Origin of the sequence: Dokdonella aquatica, assembly GCF_051987395.1 — a bacterium.
Lineage (GTDB): Bacteria > Pseudomonadota > Gammaproteobacteria > Xanthomonadales > Rhodanobacteraceae > Dokdonella.
This window is the reverse complement of record NZ_CP197094.1, coordinates 1,166,108-1,178,045: the sequence shown is the minus strand read 5'-3', so window position 1 is coordinate 1,178,045 and position 11,938 is coordinate 1,166,108. Positions and strand designations below refer to the sequence as shown.

The window sequence follows — 11,938 nt, the reverse complement described above, 5'->3', positions numbered from 1 at the left end:
CACCGTTGGCGTGAGCGACCTGCCCTGCTTCGCGGCCGTGATCGCGATCGAATGCGAAGAGGCCGAAGCCCCACCGCGCCCGATGCTCGAGCGCGGCGATGCCGAACACCTCGGCGAGGCGCTCGCGCGCGACCTCGTCCGCTTCGTCGGTGACGTCGGCGCCTTCGACCTCGTGCTCGCCGGCGCGCTCTACGACCAGGCACAGATCCTGCGGCCCGGCTGGCCGGTGCATGCCGCGCTCGGCGATGCCCACGAACGCCTCGCCGGCGACGGCTCGCGCGGTTCGCTGGTGTCGATCGGCGCCCACGAAGGACGCATGCCGGCGCCGGCGCTCGAGCCCGACACGCGACTGCACGGCAGCGCGATGCTCATGCTGCCGTGGCAGCTGCACGGCGACGCAGGCCCGCTCGGCGCACTCGCCTCGAAGCTCGAGCGCGAGCTGCTCGACACGGGCATGGCCGGCGCGGATCTTTCGCTCGTGCTGCGCGAGCGCCTCGGCACGCCGATCCGCCACGTGCGTCACATGAGCCTGCACGACCTCTGCGCGCTCGCCTGCGCGCAGTACGTGCATGCCGGCCTCGACACGCTTTGGCAGGTCGTCGAGACCGTGCTGCTGAGTCCGTCGCGCACGCTGGATGTCGTGCTGCCGCAAGGTACCGTGCTGCGCTATGCCGACGGCACCGTCGCGATGACCGGCGGCGAGCGTCCCGAGCGCGGCCAGGCACGGGCGATCCTCGCTGCGCACGGCATCGAGGTCGACGCGCGCTGAGCGCGCCGCGCCGTCAGAACAGCGTTTCGAGCATGCGGTAGCCGGCGTCGTGCATGCCGAGCGAGGCGTACGTGGCCTGCGCGGCGTGGTTGGCATGCTCGACGTAGAGGCGCAGGCCGACGATGCCGCGCGTCGCGCGCGCCACGTCCTCGAGTTCCGCGTGCAGCGCGCGGAACACGCCGGTTCGACGCGCCTCCGGCACGACGTAGACACTCTGGATCCACCACCAGTCGCCGTCGCGCCAGTCGCTCCATTCGGTCGTCACGAGCAGGCAGCCGACGCGCATGCCGCCCCGCTCGGCGACGCGGTAGTGCCCGCGGCGCGGATCGGCGAAGACGCCGGCGACGCCGCGCGCGAGCACGTCGGCATCGAGTGCCTTGCCTTCGGTCTCGCGTGCCATCGCGGCGTTTGCCTCGACGAGGAAGGCCTGGTCGTCGGTGCGCGCGGCGCGCGTGGTGAGGGTCGTTGCGGTCATCGTGGGCCTCGCAAGCCGTGAACGCCACGACAACACCGCATGAACGCGTGGCGTGGCAGGATCGGGATCGTGGCGGGTGGCCTGCGTTATCCTGCACTCCCGCTCCCGCCCGCACAGGTCGCATCGTCCCCATGCAGAGTTTCGTGTACAAGAGCCTGCGCAAGGCCGACACCTACGTGTTCCTGCGTGCCGCCGACGCGTTCGACGCCTTGCCGCCGGCCTTGGCCAGCACGCTGGGGCCATTCTCGTTCGTCATCGAGGTCGAGCTGTCGCCCGAGCGCAAGCTCGCGCGCGAGGACGTCGTCGCGGTCATGGCCAATCTCGCCGACCGCGGCTTCCACCTGCAGATGCCCCCCGTCGTCGATCCCGTGGACGAGGCGTGACGGCCGGCCCTCCCGGCGACGCACCGGAATTCCCGCGCGACCAGCCCGCAACGACGGCGGGCATCGATATACTCGGCACCGACGCGGCGGCCGCCGCGCTCCGGTCGACCCTGCCGCCCGACATGCCCAAGCCCGTCGCTGCTCGTCCGCGTTCGCTGCTGGTCGGCCTCGCCCGCTTCATGCCGGCGCTCGCGTGCTACGCGGCCGCGGCCGCGATCGTCCACCCGCTCACGCTCGTGCTGATGCTGGCCGGCAATGCGCTGGTGCTGACGGCGGTCTGCGCGGGCATCGGCTACGACATGGACGGTCGTTTCGCGCGCAGCATCGCGCGGCGGGGCCTCACCGCGTTCGTGATGCTCGCGCTGTACGGCGTGTTCGTGGGCGTGCTGCTCGCGGCACCGGCCTGGTGGATGACGCACGGGCCGGCGTTCCCGGCTTCACTGGCGATGTCCGCGGCCGCGCTGGTCGCGTTGCTCGCGTTGTGGCGGCTGTGGCCCGCGTTCGCGCTGCCGTTCGTCTGGGACGATGCCTACCCGCGCGACGACGGCGGCTCGTGGCTGTTCGCGTCGATCCGCCGCTCGCTTGCGTTCGCGCGGCATCTCACGGGCGAGCACGACCTGTTCTTCAGCCACGGCCTGCCCGCCGGTCTCGCCTTGCTCGTGCTCACGCTCGGGCCGCTCGCGTGGTCGGCATTCGCGGCGATGCTGCCACTGGAACTGCGCCTGTCGCTGCTCGCCGGCCATGCCCTCGTCGTCGCGCCGATCGCCTGCCTCGTCCTTGCCACGCGTTGCGTCAACGCGCTGCTGACGACCGCATCCGCGGACCGCAGGCAGGCACGTGAACCGGCCGCCGCCCACGCCACGGGAGAGGCGCCGCCGGTACGCCTGCCGCCCGGCATCGGTGCGCTCGAGCTCGGCACGACGTTGCTCGCCGCGGCACGGTCGGGGCAGGTGGACCTCGCCCTGGCCGCGCTCGAGCGCGGCGCCGATCCGAACACGTTGCCGATGCCCGGCGAGCGCGACCAGCGCAGCGCGCTCGTGCATGCGGTCACGCTGCCCGACCTGCGCCTGTTGCGCGGGCTCATCGCCAAGGGCGTCGACGTCAACGATGCGCGCGGTGGCCTCGTCGCACTCATCGCGGCGACGCGCGACAGTTACCAGGGGCGTCCCGATGCGGTCATGACGCTGCTCGCCAACGGTGCCGACACGCGCGTCGCCGATGCCGACGGCAACACGGCGCTGCATCATGCGGCACTGTGCGGCGAGCCGATAGTCGCGGCCCTGCTGCTCGATGCGGCGGCCGTCGTCGATGTACCCAACCGCGAAGGCCTCACGCCGCTGGGCGTGGCCTGCGCGAACGGCAACTGGGCCATCGCGGGCTTCCTGCTCGAGCGTGGCGCGAAGCCGCAGGGCGAGCGCACGCAGCCGGCGATCCACCTCGCCGCGACGATCGCCGACGACGATCCGGCCGGCGTCAAGCTGCTGCTCCGGCGCAAGGCCGACGTCGATGCACTCGCCGCGCTCGGACGGACGCCGCTCATGGCGGCGGCACTCGCAGGCCACGCGCGCATCGCCGAAGCGCTGATCGCCGGTGGCGCCGGTGTCGATCTCGCCGATCAGCACGGCACCACCGCGCTCATGGAGGCGGCACGCTCGGGCTGCGTCGACGTGATCCACGCGCTCGGCAAGCGCAAGGTCGATCCCGACCGTGTCGACGCCCATGGCCGCAGTGCGCTGGTCATCGCGTGCATGTCGCGACTCGGCAACGAGGACACGGTGCGCGCGCTGCTCGCGCTCGGCGCCGATCGCAGCCTCGCCGGCGGGGACGGCAAGCGCGCGCTCGATCATGCCGCGGCGGGCGGGCGCTGGCCGATCGTCGCGCTGCTCGATGCCGCGTACCCGCTGCCGAGCAACCTTTCGCCCGTGCACTCGGCCGGTGATGCCGCGAGTGCCGCGCACCTGATCGACGCGCTGCGTTTCGGGCACTGGAACATCGCCGAGGACATGCGCACCGCCGTACGCGGCTGGCCGGCGGGTGAGCGCGCGCAGCTTCTCCTCGGCCTCGTCGATGCGGACCCCGCGGCCCGCGACTGGCTGTCGAATCTCGGGCTTGCCGCCGATGCGCGCCTGGGTGACGGGCGCACGTTGTTCGACACGCTCGTCGACGGACTGCCCGCCGGCCTCGCCGCGCTCGACGACCTCGTGCGCCGTGGTGCGCCGGTCGGTGGTGCAGCGCTGGTCGCGCGCGTGCTCTCGCATGCCCCCGCGGGAGGCGATCCCGCGGCGATCCTCGCGCTTGCGGCCGACCTCGTCGAGCGCGGCGCCGACGTGTCCGGCACGCTGCCCGGCGACGTCGGGGCATTGCACCTGGCCTGCGCGCTCGGCGGTGATGCCCTGGCCGCGACGTTGCTGGCACGCGGAGTCGATCCGAACCTGCGCGACGCGCGTGGCCGCATGCCGTTGCACTACGCCTTCAAGGCGACGCACGCGGCGGCCGTCACGCGTGTGCTGGTGCGCCACGGTGCCGATCCCGAGCGTGCGGCGGCGAGCGGCGAGACGCCGTTGGGACTTGCCCTCGCGCGCGCCGATCGCGAACTCGTGTACTGGCTCAACTGGCCGCGCTGGCGCCTGCCGCGCCGCGCGCTGGCCGCGACGGACCTGCCGCTCGCCGCGGCGAGCGGCGACCTCGACGCGCTCGAGAAGCTTCTCGCGCTGGGGCTTCCCGTGGATTCCTGCGATGCGCAAGGCGCGAGCGCGTTGATCCGCGCGGCGGGATCGGGTTACGCGGCGCTGGTCGTGCGCCTGCTCGAGGCCGGCGCGAACCCCGCACATGCTGCGCACAGCGGGGCGACCTGCCTGTCGGCGGCCGTCGCGGCGCGGCGCGAGGCCGTCGTGCGGACCCTGCTGCAGCACGGTGTCGAAGCCGATCGCCGCCTGCCCGGTGGTGGCACCGCGCTCATGATCGCCGCGGCGCTCGGCCTGCCGGCGATCGTCGAACTGCTCGTCGAGCACGGCGCCGACGCGAACGCTGCCGACGAGCGCGGCAATACCGCGCTGCAGGCTGCCGCGCAGTTCGCGTTCGCGAGCCGCGACACCGCCACGTCCGCGGCCCTGCTCGAAGCCTTGCTCGTGCACGGCGCGCGCGCGACGGAGATCAACCAGGCGGGGCAGGATGCCCTGCTCCTGCTGCTCGGTGCGCGTGCCGAGCCCGGAGCCGAGTGCGAGGCCGGTCATCTCGGCACGCTCGCGGGTTTGCTCGTGCGCCATGGCGCGGCGACGGACGTGCAGGACAAGCGCGGCGTGAGTCCGCTGCACGCGTGCGCGATGCACGGGCTGCTCGGCGTGGCCCGCCTGCTGCGTGCGCAGGGCGCCTCGATCGAGTTGCGCGACGGTCTCGGTCGCACGGCCGGCGAGGTGGCGGCGCTGCTCGGTTACGTCGACGTCGCCGCGGAGCTTGGCGTGGCCCGCCACGCCGCCGTGCCGAGCGCGCGCATGACCTTGCGCAAGCGCGTCACCGACTGACGCGCGGCAAGCAGCCGCGGCGGGGCGGCATCGGGCGACGCCGCCATGACCGCTCGGGTACGATGCGCGCATGAGCGAAACCCCGACCACGCATTTCGGCTACCGCGACGTTCCCGAGGCCGACAAGGCGCGCCTCGTCGGCGAGGTGTTCACCTCGGTCGCGCGCCGCTACGACATCATGAACGACCTGCTGTCGTTCGGCCTGCATCGCCTCTGGAAACGCCATTTCGTCGCCACGAGCGGGGTGCGCTCGGGTGACGTCGTGCTCGATCTCGCGGGCGGCACGGGCGACATCGCCGCGCTGCTGCTGCCGAAGGTCGGCGCGAACGGCCGCATCGTCATCGGCGACATCAACGGGGACATGCTGCGCGTGGGTCGTGACCGCCTGACCGACCGCGGGCTCGTACGTGGCCTCGACTATGCGCAGCTCGACGCGGAGGCGCTGCCGTTCCCGGACCGCAGCTTCGACTGCGTGACGATGGCGTTCGGCCTGCGCAACGTGACGCACAAGGAGCGCGCGCTGGCCGAGATCCATCGCGTGCTCAGGATCGGCGGGCGTGCGCTCGTGCTCGAGTTCTCGGCCGTGCGCGAGCCGCTGCTGCGGCCGCTGTACGACTTCCATTCGTTCAAGGTGCTGCCGCGCGTGGGCAGCCTCGTCGCGGGCGATGCCGCGAGCTACCGCTATCTCGCCGAGTCGATCCGCAGGCATCCGGACCAGGCGACCCTCAAGCGCATGATGGAGGACGCCGGCCTTGCGCGCGTCGATGTGCGCAATCTGTCGGCCGGCATCGTTGCAATCCATCGCGGGTACCGCGTCTGAGCGCCGATCCCTGGCGCTCCGTCGATCCTGGGTCCGGCGGATCGGCGTGACGGGACTAGACGGCCGGGCGGAAGACGAACCGCATCCGTCGGCCCGTAACCCTCCCGCCCGACCAGGGGGGAGGTGGAGCGTCGCCGCTCCATGAGTCCAGCATGACCGGCAGACAGGGTTTCGCCTAGCTGTAAGTTCTTACAGCTAGGCAAGGGTGGTGGGATGTGCTAGGCCCGACGGGCGCCACGCTTCAGACGGCGATGAGCTGCAGCGAGATCGCACGCGCCACGGCCTGTCGGCGGCCGGCGACACCGAGCTTGCGCGCGGCGTTCTGCAGGTGGAACGTCACCGTGCGCTCGCCGATCGCGAGTAGCTGGCCGATCTCCCAGCTGGTCTTGCCTTCGGCCGCCCAGCGCAGGCAGTCGGCCTCGCGCGAGGTCAGGTGCGCCGATTCGGCGACGGGCGCCGGCGACGCCGCGACGGGCTGGCCCAGGCGCAGGCCGGCCTCGTGCAGGAACGTGGCGACGAGGTGCAGCTGCGAGAGCTGCTGCAGGCTCGGCACTTCGCGCGGATCGGCGGTCGACACGGCGACCATGCCGGACGGCATGCCGGGGCCGTGCAACGGGATGCCGACGCCGGCGACGAGGCCGAAATCGGCCGCTTCGCCGAAGAAGTCCGTCATGTAGCCGGTGCGGCGGGCCTCTGGCGTCGACGACCACAGGCACGGCACCGAGCGCATGCGGCAGTGGCCGACGACGGGATCGATGTCGAAGTAGCCGCGATCGAGGTAGTGCGCCATCCACGCGCGCGGATACTCGTCGAGCAGCCAGGTGGGTTTGGGTTGCGCGGCGCCGGACGCGTAGAGCCATCCGTCGAAACCGGCTTCGGCGACTGCGTCGCCGACGATGGCACGGACCTCGTCGACCGTTGGGCTGTCGAGCAGGCCGTAGAGCGATTCGAGTCGAGCGTGCATGTGGAACTCCCCCAGCGCCTCACTATACGCCAGCGCACGCGCGCGCACGAGGGCCGATCGTCGCGGGGGCGGCGCCCGTCGGCGCAGTGGCATACTGGCCCGCTCGCACCGGGAGTCCGCATGCAACCGTTCCGTTTCCTCGCCGCCGGCGTCCTCGCCGTCCTCACGGGCCCGCTCATGGCCGAAACCGACCCGCACAGCTACGCGCAGCCGCAGGTGGTCAGCGTGCGCGACCTCAAGCTCGACCTCGACGTCGACTTCGCGAAGAAGGAGCTCGCCGGCAGCGCCGAGCTCGCGCTCGACTGGCACGACAAGGCCGCGCGCACACTCGTGCTCGACACGCGCGACCTCGACATCCGCTCCATCGAGGCGATCGGCGCCGACGGCAAGGCCACCAAGGCGACCTGGACGCTCGCGCCACGCGATCCGATCTTCGGCTCGGCACTGCGCATCGAGCTGCCGTCCGCCGCACCGGCCGTGCGCATCGCCTACCGTTCGAAGCCCGAGGCCTCGGGCCTGCAGTGGATGACGCCCGAGCAGACCTCGAGCGGCAAGCATCCCTTCATGTTCTCGCAGTCGCAGGCGATCCACGCGCGCAGCTGGATCCCGCTGCAGGACACGCCCTCGGTGCGCTTCACCTACAGCGCACACGTGAAGGCGCCCAAGGCGCTGCGCGTGCTCATGAGCGCCGACAACGAGGTGAAGCACGCGCTCGACGGCGACTACCGTTTCACGATGAAGCAGGCGATCCCGGCCTACCTGCTCGCGATCGCGGTGGGCGAGCTCGACGTGCGCGAGACCGGCCCGCGCACGGCCGTGTACGCCGAGCCGTCGGTCGTCGCCAAGGCGGCCAGGGAGTTCGAGGACACCGAGGCGATGATCGCCGCGACCGAGAAACTCTACGGCCCCTACCGCTGGGACCGTTACGACATTCTCGTGCTGCCGGCGAGCTTCCCGTTCGGCGGCATGGAGAACCCGCGCATCACGTTCGCGACGCCGACGATCATCGCCGGCGACAAGAGCCTCGTCGGCCTCATCGCGCACGAGCTCGCGCACTCCTGGTCGGGCAACCTCGTCACCAACGCCAACGCGCAGCACATGTGGCTCAACGAAGGCTTCACGACGTTCGTCGAGAACCGCATCGTCGAGGCGCTGTACGGCAAGGAGGTCGCGACGATGCAGCTCGTCGTCGACGACCAGGAACTGCGCACCGATATCGCGAAGATGAAGCCGGCCGAGCAGCTGCTCGTGACGGATCTCAAGGGCATCGATCCCGACGAAGGCCTCAGCGGCATCCCGTACGACAAGGGCCGCTGGTTCCTGCGTTTCCTCGAATCGCGCTACGGCCGCGACGTGTTCGATCCGTTCGTGCGCGCGTACTTCGACCATTTCGCGTTCAAGAGCATCATCACCGACGATTTCCTCGCCTACTACGACGCCAATCTCGCGAAGAAGCACCCGGGCAAGGTCACCCAGGCCGAACTCGACGAGTGGCTGCACAAGCCCGGCATCCCGAAGAATGCGCCGGTCGCGCACTCGAAGCGCTTCGACGCGGTCGACGCGGCGAGCAAGGCGTTTCTCGCCGGCACGCTCGCCGCGAAGGACCTGCCCGCGAAGGAATGGGTCACCTACGAGTGGCTGCGCTTCATCAACGCGCTGCCGGCCAGGCCGACCGTCGAGCAGCTCGGCGCGCTCGACGATGCCTGGAAGCTCACGGGCACCGGCAACGCCGAGGTCGCGTTCCGCTGGTATGTCGCCACCGTGCGCGCCGGCTACATGAAGGCACGTCCGCAGATCGGCGAGTTCATCGGCCACATCGGCCGCCGCAAGCTCGTCGTGCCGATCTACGAGGAACTCGCCAAGACCCCCGACGGCAAGGCGTTCGCGATCGAGATCTACCGCAAGGCCAAGCCGGGCTACCACCCGCTGACGCAGGGGTCGGTGGAGAAAGTGCTCGGCCTGTGACGTGAGCGCACGGCCGGCGCCCTTGCGCCGGTCGTGCCTTCTGCAGCCCGTGCCCGACAGAGGGCGTGTGGTCAGCGCGCTCCGCGGTACGGTGATTTCAGTTGCGCAGCTTCCAGCCCGTGCGGAACACCCACCACACGAACGCGAGGCACAGCACGAGGAAGCCGAACGTCATCGCCGTGCTCGTGACGATGCCGACGTCGGCGGTGCCGTAGAAACTCCAGCGGAACCCGCTGATCAGGTACACCACCGGATTGAACAGCGTGACCTTCTGCCAGAAGGGCGGCAGCATGCCGATCGAGTAGAACGCGCCGCCGAGGAACGTCAGCGGCGTGACCACCATGAGCGGGATCACCTGCAGCTTCTGGAAGTCGTCGGCCCACAGTCCGATGATGAAGCCGAACAGGCTGAACGTGACCGCGGTCAGCACGAGGAAGCCGATCATCCATACCGGATGCGCGATCTCGTACGGCACGAACACGCGCGCGGTGACGAGGATCAGCACGCCGAGCATGAGCGACTTGGTCGCGGCGGCACCGACGTAGCCGATGACCACTTCGAACCACGACACCGGTGCCGACAGCAGCTCGTAGATCGTGCCGGCCCATTTCGGCATGTAGATGCCGAACGAGGCATTCGAGATGCTCTCGCTGAGCAGCGACAGCATGAGCAGGCCCGGGATGATGAAGGCGCCGTAGCTGACGCCGTCGATGTCGCCCATGCGCGACCCGATCGCGGCGCCGAACACGATGAAGTACAGCGCGGTCGACAGCACCGGCGAGGCGATGCTCTGGGTGATCGTGCGGAACGTGCGCGCCATCTCGAAGCGGTAGATCGCGCGGATCGCGTGCAGGTTCATGCGCGGGCCTCCTTGCGGTGGACGAGGCTCACGAAGATGTCCTCGAGCGAGCTCTCGTGCGAGCGCAGGTCCTTGAAGTCGATGCCGTGCTCGCCGAGCACGCGCAGCAGGCCGGCGATGCCGGTTTCCTCGGTCTGCGTGTCGAAGGTGTACGTGAGCACCGTGCCGTCGGCCGAGAGCTCGAGCGGCAGCGACGCGAGCGCGGGCGGGATCGCCTCGAGCGGATGCTGCAGCGTGAGCGCGAGCTGCTTCTTGCCGAGCTTGCGCATGAGCACGTGGGTGTCCTCGACGAGGATGAGCTCGCCCTTGGCGATGACGCCGATGCGGTCGGCCATCTCCTCGGCTTCCTCGATGTAGTGCGTGGTCAGGATCACCGTGGTGCCGTTCTCGCGCAGGCGCCGCACCATCTGCCACATGTCGTGGCGCAGCTCGACGTCGACACCGGCGGTCGGCTCGTCGAGGAACAGGATGCTCGGCTCGTGCGACAGTGCCTTGGCGATCAGCACGCGGCGCTTCATGCCGCCCGACAGCGTCATGATCTTGGCGTCGCGCTTCTCCCACAGCGACAGCTCGCGCAGCACCTTCTCGAGGTAGGCCGGGTCCTTCGGCTTGCCGAACAGGCCGCGGCTGAAATTGACGGTCGCCCAGACGGTCTCGAACGCGTCGGTGGACAGTTCCTGCGGCACGAGGCCGATCTTCGCGCGTGCGGCGCGGTAATCACGCGCGACGTCGTGGCCGTCGGCGAGCACCTGGCCTTCGCTCGCGTTGACGATGCCGCAGATGATGCTGATCAGCGTGGTCTTGCCGGCACCGTTAGGGCCGAGCAGCGCGAAGATCTCGCCGCGGCGGATGTCGAGGTCGATCGGCTTGAGCGCCTGCAGGCCGCTCTTGTAGGTCTTGCCGACGCCGCGCACCGAAACGATGGCGTCGGACCGGGAAACGGGGGATTCGGGGGGCATGCGGTCTCCTGCGCGGCCATGCGGATGGCGTCGGCACGGCGTCGCGGCGATGTCGCGATACGGACGGACCCGCGGTCCGCGGCGCGCATGCTACCCGATGCGCGCCTCACGCGTGCCGTGCTCGGGCGCCACCGTTCATGGAGGCGCGCGGTCGGCTCCGCAAGGGCTCAACGGCCTGCGATCACGGTGAAGGCTCGAGCCGGAACGTCGCAACGACACCGAAGTGGTCCGAGGCCCACGCCTCGGGCGCATACGGCTCGACGAACAGGCGGCGCACCGACAGCGGCGTCGCGCGCGCGGGATCGAAGAACACGTGGTCGATGCGCAGCGGCGGATGGAACGCGGGATTGAGCGTCGTGTGGGCGACGTCGTCCTGCGCTGCGCCCGGATGCATGGCGTCGTAGGCATCGCGGCAGCGCGCGGCGAACGTCGCGATCTCGGGCGCGTCGGACGGCACGTTGAAGTCGCCGGCGACGAACAGCGCTGCGTCGCGATGCGGGCGCGCGTCGAGCCAGGCGAGCAGGTGGTCCAGCTGCATGTGACGGATCGCACCGCCCTCGGGCTGCCAGTGCAGATGGGTCACGGCGACGTCGACGGGATGGCCGCGCACGGCCACGCGTACGCGCGCGGCGGTGCGGTAGTCGTCGAGCGGGCGCAGCAGGACCGCATCCTCGTCGATCGGCGCATCGCGCACGAGCAGGGCATTCCCGTAGCGGCGCGCTGCCCCGGCCGCATCGGCCGAGACGAACACGGCGCGGTAGCCCAGGGCATCGGCGAGCGTCGTCGCCTGGTTCGGCAGTGTCTCGTGCTGCAGCACCTCCTGCAGCGCGATCACGTCGGGATTGATGTCGCGCAGGGTCGCCACGATGACGTCGCGGCGCGCCGGCCAGTCGGCCTTGTCGTGCCAGAGGTTGAGGGTGACGATGGTGAAGCGCGTGTCGTCCGTGGTCGCACGCGCGGTCGCCTGCGTCGCTAAGGCTGCGCAGCCGGCGAGCAGCGTGGTCAGCATCGCGGCCGCCAGCATGTGCACCATGGCGCGGAGCGATGCACGGAGAAGATGTCGTTCCATCCGCCGATGATGACGCGCGGTGGCCGCGCGGGCCAGCGCACCCTACGCCGGCGCATGGCGGCAGGCCTCGCCGGGCGCCGGTATGATCGCCGTCCCGCGCCATCAGGATCCTGCCCGAGATGTCCCGAACCGCTGCCCGCTTCCCTCGCCCCGA

At 70.7% G+C, this 11,938-nt stretch carries 10 protein-coding genes; 5 read left to right on the top strand and 5 right to left on the bottom strand.

Translation table 11 applies throughout. From position 1 onward, the window contains the following. The first annotated feature begins 10 nt into the window (after positions 1-10). A complete protein-coding gene (locus ACQQ2N_RS05195) occupies positions 11-769 on the top strand; it encodes a hypothetical protein (protein ID WP_440224621.1) in 759 nt (252 codons plus the stop codon). 13 nt (positions 770-782) lie between these two features. Here the strand turns inward: ACQQ2N_RS05195 and ACQQ2N_RS05190 are convergent, their stop codons facing one another. Further along, positions 783-1,244 carry a GNAT family N-acetyltransferase gene (locus ACQQ2N_RS05190; protein WP_440224620.1) on the bottom strand — a complete coding sequence of 154 codons (462 nt, stop codon included), beginning with the start codon at positions 1,242-1,244 and terminating at the stop codon, positions 783-785. Positions 1,245-1,375: 131 nt separating this feature from the next. Here ACQQ2N_RS05190 and ACQQ2N_RS05185 point away from each other — a divergent pair, with 131 nt between their 5' ends. The 3 genes from ACQQ2N_RS05185 to ubiE all read left to right on the top strand — a co-directional run bounded on the left by ACQQ2N_RS05185 (position 1,376) and on the right by ubiE (position 5,968). Next, positions 1,376-1,627 (top strand): YcgL domain-containing protein, encoded by a 252-nt coding sequence (locus tag ACQQ2N_RS05185; RefSeq protein ID WP_440224619.1) that lies wholly within the window; start codon positions 1,376-1,378, stop codon positions 1,625-1,627. Continuing rightward, the gene (locus tag ACQQ2N_RS05180) at positions 1,624-5,148 is read left to right on the top strand and encodes an ankyrin repeat domain-containing protein (RefSeq protein ID WP_440224618.1); all 3,525 of its coding nucleotides are present in this window, start codon (positions 1,624-1,626) and stop codon (positions 5,146-5,148) included. Before ACQQ2N_RS05185 ends, ACQQ2N_RS05180 begins: the two co-directional genes overlap by 4 nt. 70 nt (positions 5,149-5,218) lie before the next feature. Continuing rightward, positions 5,219-5,968, top strand: a complete 750-nt coding sequence (ubiE, locus tag ACQQ2N_RS05175) for a bifunctional demethylmenaquinone methyltransferase/2-methoxy-6-polyprenyl-1,4-benzoquinol methylase UbiE (RefSeq protein WP_440224617.1) — start codon at positions 5,219-5,221, stop codon at positions 5,966-5,968. A 241-nt stretch (positions 5,969-6,209) separates the two neighbouring features. On the opposite strand, the gene ACQQ2N_RS05170 is transcribed toward ubiE, so the two are convergent. After that, the gene (locus ACQQ2N_RS05170; RefSeq protein ID WP_440224616.1) at positions 6,210-6,932 is read right to left on the bottom strand and encodes an autoinducer binding domain-containing protein; all 723 of its coding nucleotides are present in this window, start codon (positions 6,930-6,932) and stop codon (positions 6,210-6,212) included. Between the two features lie 120 nt (positions 6,933-7,052). Between ACQQ2N_RS05170 and ACQQ2N_RS05165 the strand changes: the two genes are divergently transcribed. After that, positions 7,053-8,897: a M1 family metallopeptidase gene (locus ACQQ2N_RS05165; RefSeq protein ID WP_440224615.1), complete on the top strand. Its 1,845-nt coding sequence runs from the start codon at positions 7,053-7,055 to the stop codon at positions 8,895-8,897. A gap of 97 nt (positions 8,898-8,994) precedes the next feature. On the opposite strand, the gene ACQQ2N_RS05160 is transcribed toward ACQQ2N_RS05165, so the two are convergent. The 3 genes from ACQQ2N_RS05160 to ACQQ2N_RS05150 form a co-directional block, all read right to left on the bottom strand. Further along, positions 8,995-9,756, bottom strand: coding sequence for an ABC transporter permease (locus ACQQ2N_RS05160; RefSeq protein ID WP_440224614.1), 762 nt, complete (start codon positions 9,754-9,756; stop codon positions 8,995-8,997). Then, positions 9,753-10,715, bottom strand: coding sequence for an ABC transporter ATP-binding protein (locus ACQQ2N_RS05155; protein WP_440224613.1), 963 nt, complete (start codon positions 10,713-10,715; stop codon positions 9,753-9,755). The genes ACQQ2N_RS05160 and ACQQ2N_RS05155 overlap by 4 nt, the downstream gene beginning before the upstream one ends. A gap of 181 nt (positions 10,716-10,896) precedes the next feature. Continuing rightward, positions 10,897-11,748, bottom strand: a complete 852-nt coding sequence (locus tag ACQQ2N_RS05150; RefSeq protein ID WP_440224612.1) for an endonuclease/exonuclease/phosphatase family protein — start codon at positions 11,746-11,748, stop codon at positions 10,897-10,899. Positions 11,749-11,938: the final 190 nt, after the last annotated feature.

Coding starts and splice junctions, on each gene's coding strand:
- ACQQ2N_RS05190 (WP_440224620.1), bottom strand. CDS start 1,244: ATGACCGCAACGACCCTCACCACGCGCGCCGCGCGCACCGACGACCAG.
- ACQQ2N_RS05185 (WP_440224619.1), top strand. CDS start 1,376: ATGCAGAGTTTCGTGTACAAGAGCCTGCGCAAGGCCGACACCTACGTG.
- ubiE (WP_440224617.1), top strand. CDS start 5,219: ATGAGCGAAACCCCGACCACGCATTTCGGCTACCGCGACGTTCCCGAG.
- ACQQ2N_RS05170 (WP_440224616.1), bottom strand. CDS start 6,932: ATGCACGCTCGACTCGAATCGCTCTACGGCCTGCTCGACAGCCCAACG.
- ACQQ2N_RS05165 (WP_440224615.1), top strand. CDS start 7,053: ATGCAACCGTTCCGTTTCCTCGCCGCCGGCGTCCTCGCCGTCCTCACG.
- ACQQ2N_RS05160 (WP_440224614.1), bottom strand. CDS start 9,756: ATGAACCTGCACGCGATCCGCGCGATCTACCGCTTCGAGATGGCGCGC.
- ACQQ2N_RS05155 (WP_440224613.1), bottom strand. CDS start 10,715: ATGCCCCCCGAATCCCCCGTTTCCCGGTCCGACGCCATCGTTTCGGTG.
- ACQQ2N_RS05150 (WP_440224612.1), bottom strand. CDS start 11,748: ATGGTGCACATGCTGGCGGCCGCGATGCTGACCACGCTGCTCGCCGGC.